Source organism: Mesorhizobium sp. NZP2077 (assembly GCF_013170805.1).
Lineage (GTDB): Bacteria > Pseudomonadota > Alphaproteobacteria > Rhizobiales > Rhizobiaceae > Mesorhizobium.
In genome coordinates this window covers 4,206,650-4,229,728 of sequence record NZ_CP051293.1, presented here as the reverse complement: position 1 = coordinate 4,229,728, position 23,079 = coordinate 4,206,650, and the positions used below count along the sequence as shown (strand labels likewise).

The 23,079-nt window shown below is 61.0% G+C and carries 19 protein-coding genes, 1 tRNA gene and 1 pseudogene; 5 read left to right on the top strand and 16 right to left on the bottom strand.

Annotated elements, in window-relative coordinates:
- Nucleotides 1-345: 345 nt before the first annotated feature.
- Nucleotides 346-903 (top strand): DUF4145 domain-containing protein, encoded by a 558-nt coding sequence (locus HGP13_RS20985; RefSeq protein ID WP_246707077.1) that lies wholly within the window; start codon nucleotides 346-348, stop codon nucleotides 901-903.
- A gap of 516 nt (nucleotides 904-1,419) precedes the next feature.
- On the opposite strand, the pseudogene HGP13_RS20980 reads toward HGP13_RS20985, so the two are convergent.
- Nucleotides 1,420-2,741 (bottom strand): annotated as a pseudogene (locus HGP13_RS20980) (IS701 family transposase).
- A 314-nt stretch (nucleotides 2,742-3,055) separates the two neighbouring features.
- Here HGP13_RS20980 and HGP13_RS20975 point away from each other — a divergent pair.
- The gene (locus tag HGP13_RS20975; RefSeq protein WP_172224936.1) at nucleotides 3,056-4,171 is read left to right on the top strand and encodes an IS110 family transposase; all 1,116 of its coding nucleotides are present in this window, start codon (nucleotides 3,056-3,058) and stop codon (nucleotides 4,169-4,171) included.
- A gap of 378 nt (nucleotides 4,172-4,549) precedes the next feature.
- Nucleotides 4,550-5,641, top strand: coding sequence for an IS630 family transposase (locus HGP13_RS20970; RefSeq protein WP_172234793.1), 1,092 nt, complete (start codon nucleotides 4,550-4,552; stop codon nucleotides 5,639-5,641).
- Nucleotides 5,642-5,935: 294 nt separating this feature from the next.
- Here the strand turns inward: HGP13_RS20970 and HGP13_RS20965 are convergent, their stop codons facing one another.
- A complete protein-coding gene (locus HGP13_RS20965) occupies nucleotides 5,936-7,051 on the bottom strand; it encodes an IS110 family transposase (protein WP_172224936.1) in 1,116 nt (371 codons plus the stop codon).
- A 181-nt stretch (nucleotides 7,052-7,232) separates the two neighbouring features.
- Here HGP13_RS20965 and HGP13_RS20960 point away from each other — a divergent pair.
- A protein-coding gene (locus HGP13_RS20960) for an IS5 family transposase (protein ID WP_172220738.1) occupies nucleotides 7,233-7,996 on the top strand; the annotation gives its coding sequence in 2 pieces (ribosomal slippage) (nucleotides 7,233-7,572 and nucleotides 7,572-7,996; 765 coding nt in all).
- 393 nt (nucleotides 7,997-8,389) lie between these two features.
- Here the strand turns inward: HGP13_RS20960 and HGP13_RS20955 are convergent.
- From HGP13_RS20955 to HGP13_RS20935, 5 genes are all read right to left on the bottom strand, one after another.
- Nucleotides 8,390-8,674 (bottom strand): hypothetical protein, encoded by a 285-nt coding sequence (locus HGP13_RS20955; protein ID WP_348647072.1) that lies wholly within the window; start codon nucleotides 8,672-8,674, stop codon nucleotides 8,390-8,392.
- Entirely contained in the window at nucleotides 8,626-10,302 is a 1,677-nt protein-coding gene (locus HGP13_RS20950) for an IS66 family transposase (protein WP_172223785.1), read from the bottom strand. Before HGP13_RS20950 ends, HGP13_RS20955 begins: the two co-directional genes overlap by 49 nt.
- 54 nt (nucleotides 10,303-10,356) lie before the next feature.
- Nucleotides 10,357-10,722 carry an IS66 family insertion sequence element accessory protein TnpB gene (tnpB, locus tag HGP13_RS20945; protein ID WP_172228741.1) on the bottom strand — a complete coding sequence of 122 codons (366 nt, stop codon included), beginning with the start codon at nucleotides 10,720-10,722 and terminating at the stop codon, nucleotides 10,357-10,359.
- On the bottom strand, nucleotides 10,719-11,072 hold the full coding sequence (locus tag HGP13_RS20940) for a transposase (protein WP_172223789.1): 354 nt from the start codon (nucleotides 11,070-11,072) through the stop codon (nucleotides 10,719-10,721). Before HGP13_RS20940 ends, tnpB begins: the two co-directional genes overlap by 4 nt.
- Nucleotides 11,073-11,849: 777 nt before the next feature.
- Nucleotides 11,850-11,925: transfer RNA gene (locus tag HGP13_RS20935), tRNA-Lys, on the bottom strand.
- Between the two features lie 303 nt (nucleotides 11,926-12,228).
- Between HGP13_RS20935 and HGP13_RS20930 the strand changes: the two genes are divergently transcribed.
- Nucleotides 12,229-12,732 carry a BA14K family protein gene (locus HGP13_RS20930; protein ID WP_172228740.1) on the top strand — a complete coding sequence of 168 codons (504 nt, stop codon included), beginning with the start codon at nucleotides 12,229-12,231 and terminating at the stop codon, nucleotides 12,730-12,732.
- Nucleotides 12,733-12,803: 71 nt separating this feature from the next.
- Here the strand turns inward: HGP13_RS20930 and glpK are convergent, their stop codons facing one another.
- From glpK to HGP13_RS20885, 9 genes are all read right to left on the bottom strand, one after another.
- The gene (gene glpK, locus HGP13_RS20925; RefSeq protein ID WP_172228739.1) at nucleotides 12,804-14,294 is read right to left on the bottom strand and encodes a glycerol kinase GlpK; all 1,491 of its coding nucleotides are present in this window, start codon (nucleotides 14,292-14,294) and stop codon (nucleotides 12,804-12,806) included.
- Between the two features lie 92 nt (nucleotides 14,295-14,386).
- Nucleotides 14,387-16,111: an ABC transporter substrate-binding protein gene (locus tag HGP13_RS20920; protein WP_172228738.1), complete on the bottom strand. Its 1,725-nt coding sequence runs from the start codon at nucleotides 16,109-16,111 to the stop codon at nucleotides 14,387-14,389.
- Between the two features lie 79 nt (nucleotides 16,112-16,190).
- A complete protein-coding gene (locus HGP13_RS20915; RefSeq protein WP_172228737.1) occupies nucleotides 16,191-16,484 on the bottom strand; it encodes a DUF2160 domain-containing protein in 294 nt (97 codons plus the stop codon).
- Nucleotides 16,485-16,545: 61 nt separating this feature from the next.
- Complete coding sequence (locus HGP13_RS20910) at nucleotides 16,546-17,466, bottom strand: carbohydrate ABC transporter permease (RefSeq protein WP_172228736.1); 921 nt, start codon at nucleotides 17,464-17,466, stop codon at nucleotides 16,546-16,548.
- Between the two features lies 1 nt (nucleotide 17,467).
- On the bottom strand, nucleotides 17,468-18,334 hold the full coding sequence (locus tag HGP13_RS20905; RefSeq protein WP_027044598.1) for a sugar ABC transporter permease: 867 nt from the start codon (nucleotides 18,332-18,334) through the stop codon (nucleotides 17,468-17,470).
- Nucleotides 18,335-19,402, bottom strand: coding sequence for an ABC transporter ATP-binding protein (locus HGP13_RS20900; protein WP_172228735.1), 1,068 nt, complete (start codon nucleotides 19,400-19,402; stop codon nucleotides 18,335-18,337). It lies immediately after the preceding gene.
- 9 nt (nucleotides 19,403-19,411) lie between these two features.
- Nucleotides 19,412-20,491 carry an ABC transporter ATP-binding protein gene (locus HGP13_RS20895; RefSeq protein WP_172228734.1) on the bottom strand — a complete coding sequence of 360 codons (1,080 nt, stop codon included), beginning with the start codon at nucleotides 20,489-20,491 and terminating at the stop codon, nucleotides 19,412-19,414.
- Nucleotides 20,492-20,533: 42 nt separating this feature from the next.
- Nucleotides 20,534-22,060, bottom strand: coding sequence for a glycerol-3-phosphate dehydrogenase (gene glpD, locus HGP13_RS20890; RefSeq protein WP_172228733.1), 1,527 nt, complete (start codon nucleotides 22,058-22,060; stop codon nucleotides 20,534-20,536).
- Nucleotides 22,061-22,187: 127 nt separating this feature from the next.
- Nucleotides 22,188-22,955 (bottom strand): DeoR/GlpR family DNA-binding transcription regulator, encoded by a 768-nt coding sequence (locus tag HGP13_RS20885; protein ID WP_172228732.1) that lies wholly within the window; start codon nucleotides 22,953-22,955, stop codon nucleotides 22,188-22,190.
- Between the last annotated feature and the right edge of the window lie 124 nt (nucleotides 22,956-23,079).

The window sequence follows — 23,079 nt, the reverse complement described above, 5'->3', positions numbered from 1 at the left end:
GAGCACCGATCCGAGGGTGAGCGATTACTCTAAGGGAGTTTCGGTATGACGCGCATCGAACTCGCAAAAGAGCAAGAGAGCGCATCGGACGGCATCGCAGATATCGGCCGCGTCGATCTGGTAAGGCAACGCCTCGATTTACAGCGGACAACACAATAGCTTCTTTTGCGAAATCCTCGCCGCATGGTAGTGCACAAATTTAGTCGTCGTTGGGGGATGCACTCTTGTATTTGAAGACCACCGGACATTTTACGCTATCTGATCCGCCGTCAATCAACGTGCGATGTCCAGCTTGCAGGCACGTAGGGAGTTTCCAATGTTGGCCTGAGTGACGTAGACAGTCCCGTGGTAGAAAAGCAGACTAACGGACGGTATCAGCCGATCGGCACTAAGACGTTTGGAATTCGGGTCTGTCCAAACACTGAATGCAATTCCGTGCTGTTTTTTGCGCGGCAGAGGCCGGGTGGCGACTCAGTGACTTTCCCACCCGAGGTGATCGATTTCGACGCCAGCAACTTGCCGCAGCGTATCCTGGAGTCGATAGAAGAGGCCGTTAAATGTCACGCTTCCGGCTGTTATCGAGCATCCGCGCTCATGGTGAGGCGCACTCTTGAGGAGTTGTGCGAGGGTAGAAAGGCATTTGGGTCAAACTTGAAGGTCAGGATAGCCGCGTTGAGCGCAGTGGCGATAATTCCAACTGAATTGTTGAATGCAGCGGATGAATTGCGTATTTTGGGAAATGATGCGGCCCACATTGAAGCTAAGGATTACGACAAGATCGGAGAGGAAGAGGCAGAGCTCGCGATTGAACTTGCGAAAGAGCTTCTGAAGGCGGTCTATCAGTACAACTCGCTTCTAACGCGCCTGACGGCCCTGAAGAAAGGCAAGTCTACGCCTCCCTGAAATCCTGCAACGACTCACCTATTTACCAGCTTTCCGGTTTGTGGTTGGGAATGTCTGTCGCTTGGGAGGGCGGGAGCAATATGGGCCTTTTTTACTGGGTCTTCGGCCGCGCGACGGGGCCTCGAATAGTCCGCCCGCTTATATCCGACATCGCGGTTCCGATAGCTGGCGATGACGGCATGCCCGCCACCAAAAACCAGATCGGTGCGATCGAACGCCTTGTCTGTGAGCCGCCCCTTGGCGATCGTACCTATCAGCAGGCGGCGGCAATAATGTCGGCGCGATCCTACTCTAAGTTTGTCATGGATGACGCCTTGTCCAAGCCGGGTATCGGTCATCCAAGGCGGCCAGTTTATCTCGCGTTACAGGCTAATTTAATAGCCTTCATTGTCCGCGACCCGGAGGCTCGGTCATATGTATGCGGGTGGAGCGATAAGAATTTCGAAAGCGGGCAGGAAAGACCCCCGTCCAAAAATGTCCATTGGCAACAGGCGCTAGCACTACTTTGGCAGATTGTTAGCGGAGAGGGCTCTGCGGCAGTGGGGACAACGGATTGGGGGCGGCTGCGCTAGCGCGGTGAGGATGGCTTGCCTGACGGCGGGTAGGCTCGGTTGGGGCGGCGGGCCAACGATTCTTTTTTCCCCCTCCCGCTTGTTTGAGGCGGCGAGATTGCAGGAAGGCGTAGGCGATCATCGTCATCAGCGCGTGCCGGTGCAGGCCGGTCCATGAGCGCCCTTCGAAGTGGTCGAGGCCAAGTTCCTCCTTGAGCTGCTGATGCGCCTGTTCGCAGACCCAGCGCGCCTTGATGGCGCCTGCGATCTGCTTGAGCGGGGTGTCGGCGGGCAAGTTGGAGAGGTAGTATTTGCGCTCGCCGGTCGAGCGGTGCTCGCCGATCACCCAGACCTCCTCGCCGGGCAGATGCTGAGCGCCCATGTCGCGGATGCGCTGGGGTGGGCCATCTGCAACCCGGACACGGACAGCGGCGAAGCGCGCCGAGAGGCGGCCTTTGGTGCCACGCCGCCAACTGACCGCGCGCCATGGGGCTGTCTCCAGCATCGCCTTCGCGGTCATCGACTTCACATCGGGGATATGCCGCTGGCGCGGACGGCCGCGTCCGGCAACGGGAAAGATCATTGCCACGTCGGCGGGATAGACCTTCTGCTTGAACGGGATACCGACGGCCCAGGTAAGGCCGCGCTCGGTGAGCGCCTGCCGGAAGGGGGGGGGGCGCTCAAGCCATATCCGGCATCGGCGAGCACGCAGCCAAAGCGTAGGCCGGCTGCGCGAGCCCGGTCGATCTCGGCCAGCGCGATTTCGGGCTTGGTCCTGTAGGCACGATGGTCCTCGGGCACACCGGCACGGTCGAGCCGGGCGGGATCGGAAGTCCAGCTCTCGGGCAGAAACAGCCGCAGTCCCACCATGACCGGCACTTCGCTAGAGGCCAGCGTCAGCGACACCAGCGTCTGGCAGTTGGCGTTCTTACCAAGCGCCGAGGCATATTGCGGCGCGACGCCGACCGAGTGGCGCCCCTTCTTGGGGAGCGCTGTGTCGTCCACGATCAGCCATGCATCGTTCCCGCCAACTTGTCTGTCGGCCTCCGCAAGTAGCACCTTCTCCAGCGGCCCAGCATCCCACACGCCGCTCGCGATGAAGTGGTGCAGCTGGTCATAGTTGACGCCTGCGTCGCGCGCCGCCATCGGTTGGATGCTCTTGCGATCCCCAAGGCCAATCAGCCCAGCAATATAGGCCGGACACATCCGCGCACGCGTCTTGTGCCTCAACGCCGAGACGAACGGCTCAAGCCACTGCTCCAGATCGACTTGCCAATCCCTGTTCATGGCCGGCCCCTCCAACAGCCGACCTCTCATGAATCACGCAAAACCGCTCTTGGGAATCCTCAAACGCTCCCAGAACCAAAAAAATGCCAAAGTAATGCTAGCGTTTATACACCGGTAATTGCCAAATTCTAGCCGCTTCCCCACTATGCGCGTTGCGCGGCGATCTGAAGAGAAATGCTGATCACGTTTTGGCTTTCAACGTTCCTAGTCCCTATGATTGCTGGGCCTGAGGGCGGCCCGTCATCCGATATGCAACGGTACGAGGGTTAAGCCGGCTGGCCGGCGCAGAGCCTCATGCATAGGAGACGGGCCATATGGACCATATCAGATTTGTCGGTTTGGATATTCACAAGGAACGGATCTCAGTCGCGGTGGCGGAGAGCGGACGCTCCGGCTCGGTGGAATATCTCGGCGAGATTGCCAATGATGCTGATACCATCAGCAAGCTGTGCGATCGTCTCAGGCGGTCCGGCAAGCCACTGGCGTTTTGTTATGAGGCCGGCCCGTGCGGCTATGGCGTTCATCGCCAACTCACGCGCCTCGGCCATCGGTGCGACGTGGTGGCGCCATCGCTGATTCCGCGGAAGCCTGGCGATCGGGTGAAGACGAACCGTCGCGACGCCACCATGCTCGCCCGCCTTCATCGGGCCGGAGAGTTGACCCCAGTCTGGGTGCCCGACGCCGATCATGAAGCCATGCGCGACCTGATCCGGTTGCGCAGCGTCGTGCGACAGGTGGTGACGCGAGCGCGCCAACATCTTCAAGGATTTCTGCTGCGTCACGGGCGCAAGCATGAGCGCGGGACGGCCTGGCGAAAGGCTTACCGGCGATGGCTTTCGACATTGGCCTTCGACCATCCCGCTCAGCAGATCGCATTTCAGGACTACGTCGATGCTGTCATGGATGCGGAACGGCGCCTGCAGCAGGTCGAGGAACAGATACTCAGCCTGCTCCCGGAATGGAACCAGCGCCCGGTCGTTGACGCCTTGCAGGCGATGCGCGGCATCGCGCTGATTAATGCCGTGGTGCTGGTCGCGGAGGTCGGTGACTTCACACGCTTCTCAAACCCACGCCAGCTCATGGCCTATTTTGGCCTGGTCCCCGGAGAACAATCGAGTGGTGAGACCGTCTGGCGCGGCGGCATCACCAAGACCGGCAACACTCATGCCCGGCGCGCGCTGGTCGAAGGCGCCTGGGCTTACCGGATGAGAGCGCGCATCGGCCGGCACAAGGTCGACCGGATCGAGGCGCTGCCGAAAGTCGTTCGCGATATCGGGTGGAAAGCGCAAGTTCGACTGTGCACCCGATATCGTCGGCTGAGCGCGCGCGGCAAGAATGCGAACGTCGTCAATGTCGCCATCGCACGCGAGATGGTGGGCTTCATCTGGTCGATCGCCTGCACGGTTCAATCCGCGCCAAAGACGGCGTGACCACTATTTGACAGACAGCCAGCAGAGGAGACCACAACACAGGATCAGCCTCGGCGCGATATGCGGCGCTGGAGGCGGGACAATGCCGGGGAGCCCTCGTCTCCACTATGAGCCTCGACGCTCGCCACCTAGACAGAGGCAGCCCCAAACGAAACCAGGTCATGCGGCCCGACCCGCGGATGAGAGATTGTTGACCGACGTTCAAGTCCCGCCTCTTGCACCTCATATCCGCCGTACAAGTGCCTCGACCGCCGCTCCGGATCGGCGGGCCGCAGCTTATGTCAAAGGCCATTGTCAGCAATCATGAGAGTGGATTGATCGAGACAAAAGAGTCCGATGTTGGATTCCCATCTGTTTTCGCATGTGCGACGATCGGGCATGCGCACCGGTATTGCATTTGACGTCACTGCCGCCGACAGGATCCAGCTCGAAGCCATCGTGGCAAAGCACGGTTCGCCGCAGAAGCATGCGTGGCGGGCGAAGATCATTCTGATGAGCGATGACGGCTTGGGAACCGTGACCATTATGCAGGCTACCGGCAAATCGAAGACCTGCGTGTGGCGATGGCAGGAGCGTTTTATGGCCGAAGGCGTGGATGGCCTTTTGCGCGACAAGAGCCGCCCGCCAGGCATTGCGCCACTCGATCCCGAACTGGTCGATCAGGTGATCGCGCTGACGCTGGAAACGCCCAAGCAAGAGGCCACACACTGGACCGTTCGCGCGATGGCAAAGGCGGTGGGGATCGCGGCCTCTTCGGTCGTCAAGATATGGCACGAGCATGGTCTTGCACCGCACCGCTGGCGCAGCTTCAAACTGTCGAATGACAAGGCCTTTGCCGAGAAACTGCACGATGTCGTTGGGCTCTACGTCTCGCCGCCGGCCCATGCCATTGTTCTTTCCGTCGATGAAAAGAGCCAGATCCAGGCGCTGGACCGCACCCAGCCAGGACTTCCGTTAAAGAAGGGGCGGGGTGGCACGATGACCCATGATTACAAGCGCCACGGAACCACCACCCTGTTTGCTGCCCTCAATGTTCTCGACGGCTCGGTGATCGGCCGCAACATGCAGCGACACCGGCATCAGGAGTTCATCCGTTTCCTCAACGTGATTGAGGCGCAACTGCCGAAGGATAAGGCAGTCCACGTCATTCTCGACAACTACGCGACCCATAAGCAGCCGAAGGTCCGCGCCTGGCTGGCAAGACATCCGCGATGGACCTTCCACTTCGTTCCAACATCATGTTCATGGCTCAACGCTGTCGAGGGCTTCTTCGCCAAACTGACACGACGTAGACTGAAACACGGTGTCTTCCACTCCGTCGTCGATCTGCAGGCGGCAATCAACCGCTTCATGACTGAGCACAATCACGAACCCCGGCCATTCGTCTGGAAAGCAGACCCCGATGAGATCATTGCAGCCGTCAAACGCGGGCACCAAGCGTTGGAATCAATCCACTCTCATGATTGCTGACAATGGCCTTTGACATAAGCTGCGGCCCGCCGATCCGGATCGGCGGTCGAGGCACTTGTACGGCGGATATGAGGTGCAAGAGGCGGGACTTGAACGTCGGTCAACAATCTCTCATCCGCGGGTCGGGCCGCATGACCTGGTTTCGTTTGGGGCTGCCTCTGTCTAGGTGGCGAGCGTCGAGGCTCATAGTGGAGACGAGGGCTCCCCGGCATTGTCCCGCCTCCAGCGCCGCATATCGCGCCGAGGCTGATCCTGTGTTGTGGTCTCCTCTGCTGGCTGTCTGTCAAATAGTGGTCACGCCGTCTTTGGCGCGGATTGAACCGTGCAGGCGATCGACCAGATGAAGCCCACCATCTCGCGTGCGATGGCGACATTGACGACGTTCGCATTCTTGCCGCGCGCGCTCAGCCGACGATATCGGGTGCACAGTCGAACTTGCGCTTTCCACCCGATATCGCGAACGACTTTCGGCAGCGCCTCGATCCGGTCGACCTTGTGCCGGCCGATGCGCGCTCTCATCCGGTAAGCCCAGGCGCCTTCGACCAGCGCGCGCCGGGCATGAGTGTTGCCGGTCTTGGTGATGCCGCCGCGCCAGACGGTCTCACCACTCGATTGTTCTCCGGGGACCAGGCCAAAATAGGCCATGAGCTGGCGTGGGTTTGAGAAGCGTGTGAAGTCACCGACCTCCGCGACCAGCACCACGGCATTAATCAGCGCGATGCCGCGCATCGCCTGCAAGGCGTCAACGACCGGGCGCTGGTTCCATTCCGGGAGCAGGCTGAGTATCTGTTCCTCGACCTGCTGCAGGCGCCGTTCCGCATCCATGACAGCATCGACGTAGTCCTGAAATGCGATCTGCTGAGCGGGATGGTCGAAGGCCAATGTCGAAAGCCATCGCCGGTAAGCCTTTCGCCAGGCCGTCCCGCGCTCATGCTTGCGCCCGTGACGCAGCAGAAATCCTTGAAGATGTTGGCGCGCTCGCGTCACCACCTGTCGCACGACGCTGCGCAACCGGATCAGGTCGCGCATGGCTTCATGATCGGCGTCGGGCACCCAGACTGGGGTCAACTCTCCGGCCCGATGAAGGCGGGCGAGCATGGTGGCGTCGCGACGGTTCGTCTTCACCCGATCGCCAGGCTTCCGCGGAATCAGCGATGGCGCCACCACGTCGCACCGATGGCCGAGGCGCGTGAGTTGGCGATGAACGCCATAGCCGCACGGGCCGGCCTCATAACAAAACGCCAGTGGCTTGCCGGACCGCCTGAGACGATCGCACAGCTTGCTGATGGTATCAGCATCATTGGCAATCTCGCCGAGATATTCCACCGAGCCGGAGCGTCCGCTCTCCGCCACCGCGACTGAGATCCGTTCCTTGTGAATATCCAAACCGACAAATCTGATATGGTCCATATGGCCCGTCTCCTATGCATGAGGCTCTGCGCCGGCCAGCCGGCTTAACCCTCGTACCGTTGCATATCGGATGACGGGCCGCCCTCAGGCCCAGCAATCATAGGGACTAGCTAGGGTCAGGACCTATTAATTTGTTGAATTGATTTCTGTTGGGTGATTCAAGGTGGCAGGAGGTGCCGCCTTGAGTGATTTGCTGATGTTGACCCCGGAGCAGATGCGCCGGATCGAGCCCTATTTTCCTTTGTCGCATGGTGTGCCGCGTGTAGATGACCGCCGGGTGCTGAGCGGCATCCTGTTCGTGATCCGCAATGGCCTTCGCTGGCGAGATGTCCCTTCTGACTACGGTCCGCACAAGACCATCTACAACCGCTTCATCCGCTGGAGTCGGCTGGGTGTGTTCAATCGCATCCTGGCGGAACTGGCCGCGCAGGGCGGCGAAACGGACAATCTGATGATCGATGCCACCCATCTCAAAGCGCATCGCACTGCCGCCAGCCTCCTTAAAAAGGGGCTCTATCCCGATGTATCGGACGCAGCCGAGGTGGACTGACCACCAAGCTGCAAGTGGTCTGTGACGGCAAGGGACGCCCGCGGCTGCTGCATCTGAGCGAAGGGCAGGCCAATGATCACAAGACTGCTGCGGCAGTGATCGAGGATTTGCCCGCCGCCAACGCCCTGCTGGCCGATCGGGCCTACAGTTCAGCGGCCTTCCGTCAGGCGCTCGTCGAGCGCGGTATCACGCCATGCATCCCGCCCCATGCCAAGCATCGTATTCAGCACAGCTACGATCCTGTCCTATACCGACAACGCCACAGGATCGAGAACATGTTCGCACGCCTCAAAGACTGGCGACGCATCCACACCAGGTACGACCGATGTGCTCACACTTTCCTGTCGGCGATCGCCTTCGCTGCAGCCTTCATCTTCTGGATCAATGAGTCCTGACCCTAGTTATTTCGGCGCCGCGCAGGCAGAGCACTTGCAGGCGGTCAGAGCCTGTAACCGGCCCATAATCAGGGAGCCATCTGTGGTGACACAGATTCGCAGGATGCGGGGTGAGAATTCGCCTGACATCAGCAATGACATTCGGCGTGTGGCCCACCTTGGATACATGAACATATTCAGATACCGGGCCGGCAAGGGGCGTGAAGTCTTCCCAGACCCGCTACGCCCGAATCTGTGGGGGACTGAGACGTTAGGCGGCGATTGGAAGGGGCGACTCCTGGTTGTGTTGAAAGAGTTTGCGCCGCTCCACGATTTGGAGGAGCGTACCCGTCCGGTGAAGACCGCAGACGTGCGTATCCGGCGGCTTGAGCACCTGAGCACCGTGGTGCTGGGTCAAGCTTTCGATGGGGAGACGCGATGATATTCTTCGAGGAGGAGTTTGACTTCCTCGATGCCTTCATCGGTGAAGGCCAAGATCCCGTCGTCATCGTTGGCGCCGTACACCCAGATGACGCCGTCCTCGGGCTCGAGACCGAGGGTCAGGTCCTGGATGAGCGCTTCGCTGACTCCGAGGTCCCTGGCGACACGTTCGACGGTGTAGACGTGATGCACCTTATTGCGCTGCATGATCAGGCCGCCGCTGGTTGGGTCCGCAATTTTGCAGATCTCCAATTCCATGGCAGCAAATCATCGATCCGCTGTGCTGGGTGGGCTGCGATGCGCGCCAGGATATCGGCGAGCCAGGCCTGAGGGTCGACGTCATTCAACTTGGCGCTGACGATCAGGCTGTAGAGAACGGCAGCGCGCTGTCCGCCGCGATCGGAACCGCAGAACAGCCAGGACTTTCTGCCGAGAGCGATGCCGCGCAGGGCTCGCTCGGCTGCATTGTTGGATAGGCAAATCCGCCCATCGTCGAGGAACCGGGTGAAGGACGACCAGCGACGCAGCATGTAGTTGAAGGCCTTGGTCAGATCGTGTCCGCGCGAGAGCTTGTCGCGCGTCTCGATCATCCAGCGCTCGAGCTCGGTGACCAGCGGCGCGCTCCGCTCTTTGCGCACGGCGTGGCGTTGGCCTGGCGACAGGCCGTTGATCGCGCGCTCGATATCGAACAGGGCATCGATGCGCTTCACGGCTTCAACCGCTAGCGGATAGACCAGGTTGGGCTTCTCGCCGTGCGCCTTCTTGCGCGCCGCCGCTTCGATATCGGCCAGCTCGAACACTTTGCGCCGGCTGTGGGCCCAGCAGCTGGCTTCCAGAATAGGCGCCGGCTGACGGCCCGTCGCATAGAGATCACCATAACCGCCATAGGCGTCGGCCTGCAGAATGCCGCTCCAGCCGGCGAGATGCGCCTCGGGATGTTCGCCTCGGCGATCGCGGGAATAGTAGAACACCACCGCCGGCGGATCGGCGCCGCCGAACGGCCGGTCATCGCGCACATAGGTCCATAATCGGCCGGTATCGGTCTTGCCCTTGGCCAGGACCGGCACCGTCGTGTCGTCGCCGTGCAGACGTGAAGCGGCCAGCACATGGGCTTCGAGCCGCTTGAACAGCGGCATCAGCACCGCGGCGCCGGCGCCGACCTGGTCGGCGAGCGTCGACAGGCTGAGCGGCACGCCTTCGCGGGCATAGCGTTCAGCCTGGCGGTTGAGCGGCTGATGCTGGCCGAACTTCTCGAACAGGATCATCGCCAGCAGGCCGGGGCCAGCCCAGCCGCGCGGGGTGGCGTGGAACGGCGCCGGTGCCTGGCTGATCGCCTCACAGTCGCGGCAGGTGAACTTCTCCCGCACGTGTTGGATCACCTTCCATTGCCGCGGCACCACCTCCAGCGTCTCGGTGATATCCTCACCCAGCCTGCGCAGCCGATGACCGCCGCAGCAGTGGCAAGCGGTCGGCGCCGGCTCAACCACGCGTTCGCGCGGCAGATGCTCTGGAAATGGCTGGCGCGCCGGTCGTTTGCGCACATAAGGTGCCACCTCAGTGGTCCGGGCCGCCGCCTGTTCGGCGGCGATCTCGTCTTCCGTCGCCGTGCTCTCGAGTTCCTCGAAGGTGAGCTCCATCTGGTCGTGCAGGCGGGCTGAGCGTTCAGAACTCTGACCATGCAGCGCCCGCTGCAACTTGCGGATCGTCAGACCCTGATGTGCGATCAGCGCCGCATCATCCGATGCCTTGGCCCTGGCGACCGCCAGTTCGGCCTCGATCAGCGTAGCGCGCGCGGTCTCGTCTTCGGCTCTGGCCAGCGCCGCGGTCAGCGCTGCTCTCAGCGCACCGATATCGTCCGGAACAGCATCCAGGGCGGTGGCAACCATGTCCTGGAGTGAATCATAAAACGCGTCCGCTGACTCGCGGAAAATGGCGCAAACTCAAAGAAAAAACTCAGCCCGCGCGCTGGGGGGGGGGCGGAACGTGTGGCGCGGGTTGCGCCAATCGATCCCATCGAGCATGTAGGCGAGCTGCGCCGGTGATATGGAAACCGTGCCGTCCGCCGGCGACGGCCATAGGAACCGGCCCTTTTCGAGCCGTTTTGCATACAGCGACATGCCGAGCCCATCATGCCAGATAATCTTGATCAGATTGCCGCTGCGGCCTCGGAAGACATAAAGATCCCCGGCATGCGGATCCCGGCCCAACGTCTCCTGGACCTGCAGAGCGAGGCCTTGCATTCCGCGGCGCATATCGGTCCGGCCGACCGCCAACCAGATCCGCACCTGGCTCGGAACCGGGATCATGAAACGCCCAGCGCCTTCACCATCGCCGCCGCGAGTGTCGGCGGTGTGGTCAGCGGAATCCGCAGCCGCACCTTGCCGGCGATCTCCAGCTCGATCACCGCTGGGGCCGCCGCCGGCACCGAAGCGGCGACAGGCTCATCGGGAACCACGACAACTTCCGCAAAGCCTGTCTCGCGGGCTCTCAGCGTTCGGCGCCACTTATAGATCAGGCTGGTCGCGACATCGTACTGACGCGCTACCGCTGCCACCGTGGCCCCGGGCGCGAATGCCGCGGCCAGTATCCGGAACTGATCCTCTTCACGCCAACGACGACGACGCTCCGGTCCGGTCAATAACGTCACATGGCTCATGCTGTGCTGCTAACTTCGCTCGTAAGGACGACCTTAAGAGCGCAGCCTCGCTACCGTGCCATGCTCGCGCAAGGCGGCCTTCGCCGGAGGCGTACGGAGGAGCGAACGGACGGAAGACCGCTATATAGCCACCGACCGGACTTCCAGACGAACAATAACCTAGTCGGCTTGCTCCGGGAGGCCGCCAACGTTCGGCTGAATATTGACTCCCTTTTCAATCGGGACTGCGGCCTGCTTATTGCGAGTGCGAATTTTTTACTGCCCATTGAAGGCGAGCGAAGTGGCACAAGGGTTCCAGATGTCGTGCTCGCCAAGAGTTGGCCGGCGCTGCAATTTACGGTTCAAAAGATGCGTAACCTGACCGACATTGCGCTTTGCGGCGTTGAGGCGTTTCGCACGTTTGAGGCCAACGGTGGCCTCCAAGGCGATCGTCTTACTATTCAGACAGCTAGGCGCCCTGTCCAATGGCGCAAATATCGCGTCCACTGTACCACCCACACACAGCCGACAGCTATCAACGCTCGAAAGGATAGTCGTCATCCGCACTGGAGTGGAAGGGAGATTGCTCGTAGGGATTGGAAGGCCATCTTACGGGCGGCCTTTGGCCGGGACGAAGCCCCAGGCCCTGAGCCTTCAGGCGCGCAATGAGGCAGTTCTGGCGGGCTGCCGAGGCTAGTCCTGTTGGTCAGCTCGTAAGCGATACCAGCCTCTGTAAGCGTCCGGTCCAGTTCGAAGGCAATTTGGCGCATAGTCGGCGAATGCGGAATTGATGTTTTTTGGTGAGCGCGATGGGATTCGAACCCATGACCTACTGATTAAAAGTCAGTTGCTCTACCGGCTGAGCTACGCGCTCCCGCGGGCTTGAAAGGCCGCCCTCGAAATTGCGCGGAACATAGGGAGAGTGGCTCAACCGGTCAACCGGAAAAAGCGGATCGACGAGCCAAGCTTTTCCGGCATCGTCGACTTGCCCAAACGGCCACTTCGATGAAGCGATGTACAAGCGCCGCAGGGGCATTGGCTGGGCACTTTGCAGTGCCGGTGTCAGGCAAGAGAAACATTACAGATCAGCAACTTGGTGTTTTGCGAGGAACCATCCTGTGTATCGCTCGTTGTCTCGCCACAAGGGACGTCAATCACCCTTTCGAAGGAGAAGACAATGAACAAGATCGTAACGGGTATACTGGCGACCACCCTGTCAGTTTCGTTCGCCGCTGCCGCCGCTATGCCGGCCAATGCAGGTCAGATGTTTGTGCCCCAGGCGGCATCGGCGTCGAGCGATGTACAAACGGTCGACTACCAGCCGTGGATGAAGAATCGCCACTTCCGCCGCAATTTCAGCAACCGCAATTTCAGCAATCGCAATTTCGGCAATCGCGACTTTGCGCGAAACAATGATGGCGGCGGCTATTGGAACGGACATCGCGGCTATCGCGATTACCACCGCGGTTATCGCCGTCACGGCGACTATTGGTTCCCGCTGGCAGCATTCGCGACTGGTGCCTTGATCACCGGTGCAATCATCAACAACGAGAACAGCCGCGTCTACGAAGGCAACTCGCACGTGCAGTGGTGCTATGACCACTACCGCAGCTATCGCTCTTCGGACAACACGTACCAGCCGAATTACGGCCCGCGGCGGGTATGCCGTTCGCCCTACTGATCCAAGGATGAGTATGAGTAGCAGGTAAGTGTGAGTAGAAGACCCGCGTCGGAAATGGCGCGGGCCTTTTCTTATGCGCTCAGGGTCCTGCGCACAGCATCGCGCCAGCCTGCCAGCTTGGCGGATCGCGTGGAGACATCCATCTCCGGCTTGAACCGCCGCTCGAGCGCCCAGCTCTTAGCAAACTCCTTCGCCTTCGGCCACACCCCGGCTTTCGAGCCGGCGAGCCAGGCCGCACCCAGCGCGGTCGTCTCGAGGATGGTCGGGCGGTCGACCGGCGCATCGAGAATGTCGGCCAATCGCTGCATGGTCCAGTCCGACGCCACCATGCCGCCATCGACCCGGAGAACCGTTTTGGCCGAAGTGCCCTTCCAGTCCTTGCGCATGGCGTCGAGCAGGTCGCGGGTCTGGTAAGCGACGGATTCGAGCGCGGCGCGCGCGAATTCCGCCGGACCGGAATTGCGGGTCAGTCCGAAGATGGCGCCGCGCGCGTCGGCGTCCCAATGCGGGGCGCCCAGTCCGACAAAGGCCGGCACCAGATAGACGTTTTGCGTCGGGTCGGCCTCGGCAGCCAGTTTGCCGCTCTGCTCGGCCTTGCCGATCACCTTGATGCCGTCGCGCAGCCATTGCACGGCTGCACCCGCAATGAAGATCGAGCCTTCCAGCGCATAGGTCGTCTTGCCGTTCAGCCGATAGGCGATGGTGGTCAAGAGCCGGTACTTCGAACGCACCAGATCGCTGCCGGTGTTGAGCAGCGCAAAGCAGCCGGTGCCGTAGGTGGATTTCATCATGCCGGGCTCAAAGCAGGCCTGGCCGATGGTCGCGGCATGCTGGTCGCCGGCGACGCCGAGGATTTTTATCTCGGCGCCAAACAGATTTTTCTCGGTCACGCCATAATCATCGGCGCAGTCTTTGACGTCCGGCAGCATTTTTGCCGGGATGTTGAGAATCGCCAAAAGCTCGTCGTCCCAGGCGTTTTTCTCGATGTTGTAGACCAGCGTGCGCGAGGCATTGGTGGCATCGGTGGCGTGGACCTCGCCGCCGGTCAGCCGCCAGATCAAAAAGCTGTCGATGGTGCCGGCCAGCAATTCGCCTTTGTCGGCGCGTTTCCTGGCGCCCTTCACCTTGTCGAGCATCCAGGCGATCTTGGTGCCCGAGAAATAGGGATCGAGCAGCAAGCCGGTCTTGCGCGTGAATTTCTTCTCCAGCCCCTGCTTCTTCAGTTTCTGGCACAGCGGCGCGGTGCGCCGGTCCTGCCAGACGATGGCGTTGTGGATCGGCTTGCCCGTCGTCCTGTCCCAGATGACGACGGTTTCGCGCTGGTTGGTGATGCCGATCGCCGCGACATCCGAGGCGGTACGGCCAGCAGCCTTCAATGCGGCCTTCACGGTCGTCACGACGCTTGCCCAGATCTCTTCCGGATCGTGCTCGACCCAGCCGGAGGCCGGATAGTGCTGGGTGAATTCCTTCTGCCCGCTGCCAGCGACTTTCATCTGGCCGTCGAACAGGATCGCCCGGGTTGATGTCGTTCCCTGGTCGATCGCCAGCACAAAACCGTTCATTCCCGCGTCCTCCACCTGGATACAAAGAAGGGAGACGGCAACGCGCCGCCTCCCCCAATTTCACACGAGCGCTAACGCCCGCATAGGCAGTCTTACTTCTGCCAGCTCTTCACCAGTTCGTCGTAGTTGATGGTGATCGGCTTGTCCTTTTCCTGCTCGAGCTTCAGCTGAGGCGCGAGATTACCGGCCTTGACCGCGTCGGCGTTCCAGTAGGCAAGGTCATGCTCTTCGGCCATCTTCGGGCCGATGTCGCCCTGGACACCGGATTTCTCGATACGGGCCATGACTTTTTCCTGATCGGCGCAGAGCGAATCCATGGCTTCCTGCGGTGTCTTGGCACCCGAGGATGCGTCACCGATGTTCTGCCACCAGAGCTGCGCCAACTTCGGATAGTCCGGCACGTTGGTGCCGGTCGGAGTCCACTGCACACGGGCCGGTGAGCGATAGAACTCGATCAGACCGCCGAGCTTCGGCGCGCGTTCGGTGAAGCTCTTGTCATGGATGGTGGAGTCGCGAATGAAGGTCAGGCCAACCTGGCTCTTCTTCACGTCAACGGTCTTCGAGGTGACGAACTGCGCATAGAGCCAAGCGGCCTTGGCGCGGTCGGTCGGCGTCGACTTCATCAGCGTCCAGGAACCGACGTCCTGATAGCCGAGCTTCATGCCGTCCTTCCAGTAGGAGCCGTGCGGCGACGGCGCCATGCGCCACTTCGGTGTACCGTCGTCGTTCATGACCGGCAGGCCGGGCTTGACCATGTCGGCGGTGAACGCGGTGTACCAGAAGATCTGCTGGGCAACATTGCCCTGCGACGGCACGGGGCCGGATTCAGAGAAGGTCATGCCCTGGGCTTCCGGCGGCGCATAGGCTTTCAGCCAATCGAGATACTTCTGGATGGCATAGACCGATGCTGGTCCATTGGTGTCGCCGCCACGCGCGGTGCACGAGCCGACAGGCCGCGAATTGGCGTCGACCTTGATGCCCCATTCGTCGACCGGCAGGCCGTTCGGCAGGCCCTTGTCGCCATTGCCGGCCATCGACAGCCACGCGTCGGTGAACCGCCAGCCGAGCGACGGATCCTTCTTGCCGTAGTCCATGTGGCCATAGACCTTCTTGCCGTTGACATCGCGGCCGGTGAAGAACGCGGCGATGTCCTCATAGGCCGACCAGTTGACCGGCACGCCGAGATCGTAGCCGTACTTGGCCTTGAAGTCGGCCTTGTTCTTCTCGTCGTTGAACCAGTCGTAACGGAACCAGTAGAGGTTCGCGAACTGCTGGTCGGGCAGCTGGTAGAGCTTCTTGTCCGGCGCGGTGGTGAACTTGGTGCCGATGAAGTCGTTGACGTCGAGCATCGGATCGGTAACGTCCTTGCCTTCGCCCGCCATCCAGTCGGTCAGGTTGCGCACCTGCTGGTAGCGCCAGTGCGTGCCGATCAGGTCGGAATCGTTGACCCAGCCGTCATAGATGTTCTGCCCGGTCTGCATCTGGGTCTGGATCTTTTCGACGACGTCGCCTTCCTGGATGACGTCATGCGTGACCTTGATGCCGGTGATGGCGGTAAAGGCCGGTGCCAGCACCTCTGACTCATACTTGTGGGTCGTCAGGGTTTCCGAGACGACCTTGATGTCCATGCCGGCAAAGGGCTTGGCCGCGTCGATAAACCACTGCATTTGCTTTTCCTGGTCGGCGCGGGAAAGCGTCGACACGCCGCCTATCTCCTTGTCCAGAAAGGCTTTTGCCTCATCCATCCCGGCATAGGCATTGCCTACGCCCAGCACCAGGACAAGGGCCGTTGTTGATGTTAAAAATTGCCGTCGCATGTGTTTCCTCCACTGTTTCAGGTTTCAAGTGCGATCTGGAGCGGTCGCCGGCACGCGGCCGCTCCAACAGTTTCCCCCTCTATACGTAACGGAACACGCCGATGGCGTAGACCACGGAGAGAGCGAGAGCCCACCAGAGGCTCGGTCCGACAAGACCCAGCCAAGCGAGATGGATAAAAGCGCTGCCGAGCAGCGATAGGAACAGGCGGTCGCCGCGCGTCGTCTCGAAGCGCAGCACGCCGACGCGCGGATTGCCGCCCGGCGAGGCGTATTCCCAGGCGCCCATGCCGACCAGCAGCAGGGCGATGACGCCAAAAAAAGCGGCCGTCGGCCAGGTCCATGCCATCCAGGAGAAGTCGAAGTTCACGATCATATCCTCCCCAGGGCGAAGCCCTCAAAGATGGTGCTGCGGACGAACTCTTGCGTTCGTTTCATCACACCCTCCCCAGGGCGAAGCCCTTGGCGATGTAGTTGCGCACGAACCAGATGACGAGCGCGCCGGGGATCAGCGTCAAAACGCCGGCGGCGGCGAGCAGCCCCCAATCCATGCCGGAGGCCGAGACAGTGCGGGTCATGGTTGCGGCGATCGGCTTGGCATCGGTCGTGGTCAGCGTACGGGCGATCAGCAGTTCCACCCATGAGAACATGAAGCAGAAGAAGCAGGCGACGCCGATGCCGCTGGCAATCAGGGGCATGAAGATTTTCAGGAAGAAGCGCGGGAACGAATAACCGTCGATATAGGCGGTCTCGTCGATCTCCTTTGGTACGCCCGACATGAAGCCTTCGAGGATCCACACCGCCAGCGGCACGTTGAACAGACAGTGGGCGAGCGCCACCGCAATGTGTGTGTCGATCAGGCCGAAGGCCGAATAGAGCTGGAAGAACGGCAGCGCGAACACCGCCGGCGGCGCCATGCGGTTGGTCAAAAGCCAGAAGAATAGATGCTTATCGCCAAGGAAGCGGTAGCGTGAGAAGGCGTAAGCCGCCGGCAGCGCCACCGACACCGAAATCACCATGTTCATGACCACATAGGTGATCGAATTTATATAGCCGGAATACCAGACCTTCTCGGTGAAGATGGTGACGTAGTTGGCGATCGTCGGTGCGTGCGGGTAGAGCGTCAGCGAGTTGACGATCTCCGCATTGGTCTTGAAGCTCATGTTGATGAGCCAGTAGATCGGCAACAGCAGCACGAAGATGTAGAGCGTCGGCACGATCCACCACCAGCGCGATTCCTCGCCGCGCCGGCGCATGCGCTTGTCGAGGTCGCTCTGCGACAGCGAACTGGCCAGGCCTCCCGATGCAGCCGTTGCGTTCATCGCATTCCGCTCGCTTCGTTCATTGGCGCCAGCCATCTCAGCGCTCCGCGTCGTAGTTGGTCATCACGGTGTAGAACACCCACGACAACAACAGGATAATGAGGAAGTAGACCAGCGACATCGCGGCCGCCGGACCAAGGTCGAACTGGCCGAGCGCGGTCTTGACGAGGTCGATCGACAGGAACGTCGTCGAATTGCCGGGCCCGCCGCCGGTAACGACGAAGGGTTCGGTGTAGATCATGAAACTGTCCATGAAGCGCAACAGCACCGCGATCAAAAGCACGCGCTGCATCTTTGGCAGCTGGATGTAGCGGAACACCGCCCAGCGCGAGGCGCCGTCGATCTTGGCTGCCTGGTAGAAGGCATCCGGGATCGAGACCAGGCCGGCATAGCAGAGCAGCACGACGAGGCTGGTCCAGTGCCAGACATCCATGACAATGATCGTTACCCAGGCATCGAACGGATCCTGCACGTAATTGTAGTCGATGCCGATCGCATTGAGATAATAGCCAAGCAACCCGATGTCGTTGCGCCCGAACACCTGCCAGATGGTGCCGACGACGTTCCACGGGATCAGCAGCGGCAGCGACATCAGCACCAGGCAGACCGGCACGCCCCAGCCTTTTTTCGGCATGTTGAGCGCGATGAAGATGCCGAGCGGCACCTCGATCGCCAGGATGATGAAGGAAAAGATCAGGTTGCGGACCATCGCTTCCCAGAAGCGGCTCGACGACAGCAGTTCCTCGAACCATTCGGTGCCGGCCCAGGTGAAGACATTGTTGCCGAACGTGTCCTGCACCGAATAGTTGACGACCGTCATCAGCGGGATGACGGCGGTGAAGGCCACCAGCACCAGCACCGGCAGCACGAGGAACCAGGCCTTGTTGTTCCAGGTCTTGTCCATCTATGCCCCCATCTCGACACGCCAGGAATCGGCATAGATGTTGATGCCGGCCGGATCGAACCGCACCTTTGGTTCGGCCGGCACGGTCTCGTCCTCGCCGATCACCGCGGCGATGTCTCGACCTTCCAGCTTGGCGCGCACCACCTTGTGGCGGCCGACATCCTCGACCTTGCTGATCGAAATGGCCATGCCCTCGCGGCCCAGCCGCACATATTCGGGACGGATACCAAGCTCGACGGCGCTGCCGTCCGCCTTCGGTACGCCTGGCAACTCGATCTGTTGCGACCCGAGCGTTGCCGTCCTGCCTTCGATCGCCACCGGCATGACGTTCATGCCGGGCGAACCGATGAAATAGCCGACGAAGGTATGGCGCGGCCGTTCGAACAGTTCCGCCGGCGTGCCGATCTGCACGATGCCGCCATCGTACATGACCACGACCTGGTCAGCGAAGGTCAGCGCCTCGGTCTGGTCGTGCGTGACATAGACCATGGTGTAGCCGAAGCGGCGATGGAGCTGCTTCAATTGCGAACGCAGCACCCATTTCATGTGCGGGTCGATGACGGTCAGCGGCTCGTCGAACAGGATGGCGTTGACGTCGGAGCGCACCAGCCCGCGGCCGAGCGAGATCTTCTGCTTCTGGTCGGCGGTCAGGCCCCTCGCCTTCTTCCTCGCCCAGGACGCCAGGTCGATCATCTCCAGCGTCTCGCGCACCTTGCGGTCGACATCGGCTTCAGGCACGCCGCGATTGCGCAGCGGGAAGGCCAGATTGTCGTAGACGGTCATGGTGTCGTAGATGACCGGGAACTGGAATACCTGGGCGATGTTGCGCTCCTGCGTCGACAGGTTGGTGACGTCCCTGCCGTTGAAGAGCAACTGGCCGTGCGAGGGATGCAGCAGCCCCGAAATGATGTTGAGCAGCGTGGTCTTGCCGCAGCCGGACGGCCCGAGCAACGCGTAGGCGCCGCCATCCTCGAAGGTGTGATGTACTTCCCTGAGGGCGAAATCCGCATCCTTCTGCGGGTTCGGCAGGTAGGAATGCCTGACATGGTTGACGTCGATGCGCGCCATATCGCCCTCCTATGCCGCCAGCTTCGGTGCGGTCACGGCGCGGCCGTGCTCGTCGAAGACCATGATGTGACGCGGATCGATGAACACCTCGACCACTTCGTCTATCTCGAGATCGCGGATGCCATGGGTCAACATCACCCAGCGCACATCGGCGAAGTCGAGATGGATGAAGCTCTCGGACCCGGTGATCTCGGTGATGGTGACCTTGGCCCGCACCGGCACAGCCAAGGCGTTGGGCCGTTCGAGCGACAGATGATGCGGCTGAAAACCGATCGTGTAGTTGCCGTCTGCAATGCCGACAAGTTCGGAAGGCACCGGCAGCTTGACCCCGCCTTCGAGCAGGAAGTCGGCGCCCTTCTTGGCCAGCACGATGGTGTTGAGCGGCGGATCGGCGAAGGTCCTCGCAGTCACCAGGTCGACTGGCTTGCGGAAGACGTCGATGGTCGGCCCGAACTGGGTGATGCGGCCTTCCGACAGCGTCGCCGTGTTGCCGCCGAGAAGCAGAGCCTCGTGAGGCTCTGTGGTCGCGTAGACAAAGATGGTGCCGGCGGCAGCAAAAATCCTTGGCAATTCGGCCCGCAATTCCTCGCGCAGCTTGTAGTCGAGATTGGCCAATGGTTCGTCGAGCAGAACCAAGCTGGCATTCTTGACGATGGCGCGCGCCAGCGCGGTGCGCTGCTGCTGGCCGCCCGATAGGCTGAGTGGCGTGCGGTCGAGATACGGCGTCAGCTTGAGCAACCCCGCGGCTTCGCGCACCTGGCTGTCGATCTTGGCTTGCTCGACGCCGGCCACCCTGAGCGGCGAGGCGATGTTCTCATAGACGGTCATTGCCGGATAGTTGATGAACTGCTGGTAGACCATGGCGATCTTGCGCTTCTGCACCGGCGTGCCGGTAACGTTCTGGCCATCGAACCAGACCGAGCCGGAGGTCGGCACATCGAGGCCGGCCATCAGCCGCATCAGGCTGGTCTTGCCGGAAAGCGTCGGCCCGAGCAGAACGTTGAGCGAGCCGTGCTGCAGCGTCAGCGACACGTCGCGTATATGCTCGACCGCACCGACCGTTTTGGTGACGTTCCTCAGTTCAAGCACGACGCCTCCTCCCAGGCTTTCTGCATCAGCTCAAGACCCTCTTCATTCGGCGGCCGCGACATGCCGCCGGCTTATGCCGTGCATGAATTCATCGAGTGCCGCGACCTGCTCGCGGCTGAGATGCAGGCCGCGCTTGGTCCGCCGCCACAGCACATCCTCTGATGTCACGGCCCATTCATTTTCAACGAGATAGCGCACTTCGGCCTCGTAGAGATCGCCACCGAAATTACGGCCGAGCTCGGCATTCGACTTGGCAAGGCCAAGCAGAGCCTGAGCGCGGGTCCCGTAAAGCCGCGTCAGCCGCCGGGCGAGGCGCGCATCGAGGAACGGATAGGCCGTTTTCAGCTTCGCCACTTGCGCGTCGAAACCCGTGGCCGGGAAATCACCGCCGGGCAGCGGCGCATCTGATGTCCACGGCTTGCCGCGCTTGCCGAGAAAACCCTCGATCTTTTCCAGCATCGATTCCGACAGCCGGCGATAGGTCGTGATCTTGCCGCCAAAGGCATTGACGATCGGGGCGGCGCCCTCGCCGCCATCGGCCTTCAGCACATAGTCGCGCGTCGCTTCCTGCGCCTTGGAGGCGCCGTCGTCATAGAGCGGACGCACGGCCGAATAGGTCCAGACGATGTCGGAACGCTTGACGGCTACCGCGAAATATTCGCTGGCAGCGGCACAGAGATAGTCGATCTCGGTGTCGCTGATCTTCACATCGTGCGGATCGCCGGGATAATCCTGGTCGGTCGTGCCGATCAGCGTGAACTCTTCCTCGTAGGGAATGGCGAAGATGATGCGGCCGTCTTTGTTCTGGAAGAAATAGGCGCGCGGATCGTCGAACTTCTTGGCGATGACGATGTGGCTGCCCTGCACCAGGCGGACATTGTGCACATCGTTCAGGCCGACGACGCCGGAAAGCACATGATCGACCCACGGTCCTGCGGCATTGACCAGCAGCCGGGCCTTGATCTCTTCGGCCTCGCCGCTCTGCAGGTTCTCGATCTTGATTGTCCAAAGGCCGTTTTCGCGGCGCGCACCGACGACCTTGGTGCGGGTCCGGATGGTTGCACCGCGGTCAGCGGCATCGCGTGCATTAAGCGCCACCAGCCGCGCGTCATTGACCCAGCCGTCCGAATATTCGAAAGCCTTTTTGAACAAGGGTTTCAAAGGCTTGCCCGCCGGGTCGCTTGCCATGTCGAGCGTCCTGGTCGCAGGCAGCAATTTGCGCCCGCCAATGTGGTCGTAAAGGAAGAGACCGAGCCGGATCAGCCAGGCCGGACGCAGGCCCTTGGCATAGGGCAGAACGAAGCGCATCGGCCAGATGATATGCGGCGCGTTCTTCCACAAGACCTCGCGCTCCATAAGCGCCTCGCGCACCAGGCGGAATTCATAGAACTCGAGATAGCGCAAGCCGCCATGAATCAGTTTGGTGGAACCAGAGGAGGTTCCGCTGGCCAGATCGTTCATCTCAGCCAGAAAAACCGAAAAGCCGCGCCCAACGGCATCGCGGGCAATACCGCAGCCATTGATACCGCCACCGATGACGAAAATGTCATGGATCGGGGGTGCGTCCACAGAAATCCTCCCGCGATTTCGCATTGCAGCATTTTTAGGTTTTACGAAACCGTATTGGGATTATTTCGAAATGAGAACGAATGTCAAACGAAATATCACAGGCCTGTGATGATAGCACCAAGGGCGCCTAGCCGAGCGATGTCTCGATCAGTTGAACCTCGGCTTCCTCGCAGATCTTGCGCACCGAGGGGATGTCGCAGCGGTCGGTGATGAAGGTGTTGACCTGCGACAGATGGCCGATGCGCACCGGCGCCGTGCGCTCGAATTTGGTCTGGTCGGAAACCAGGATGACGTGCCTGGCATTGGCGATGATCGCCTGCGCCACCTTCACCTCACGAAAATCGAAATCGAGCAAGGCGCCGTCATGGTCGATGGCAGAGGCGCCGATAACGGCGTAGTCGACCTTGAATTGCCTGATGAAGTCGACCGCCGCCTCGCCGACGACACCGCCATCCGAACCGCGCACAACCCCGCCCGCAATCACCACCTCGATCGAGGGATATATGCGCATCCTGTTGGCAACATTGATATTATTGGTGATGACCATGAGGCCATTGTGGTCGAGCAACGCCTTGCTGACCGCTTCCGTCGTGGTGCCGATGTTGATGAACAGCGAGGCGTTGTCGGGGATCAGCCTTGCCGCCGCACGGCCGATTGCTTCCTTCTCGTCCGCCGCGATCTTGCGCCTGGCCTCATACTCCATGTTCTCGATGCCGGAGGGGAACAATGCCCCGCCATGGATGCGCGAAAGCAGCCGCTGGTCGCAGAGGTCGTTGAGATCCTTGCGAATGGTCTGCGGCGTCACATTGAAATGCGTGGCCAGATCGTCGACCAGCACGCGGCCATGGTCCTTGGCCATCTGGATGATCTCGGCATGGCGTGGCGACAGATACATAGAGCGACCTCCCGTTTTCGTTTTTCTTGCTTGTAGCTGAAAACGAAAGAGATGGGAAGGTATAAGCCGGCTAATGGAATTCGCTGTTTCCAACGGCAAACCGCCGCGCAATGCCGACTTGGCG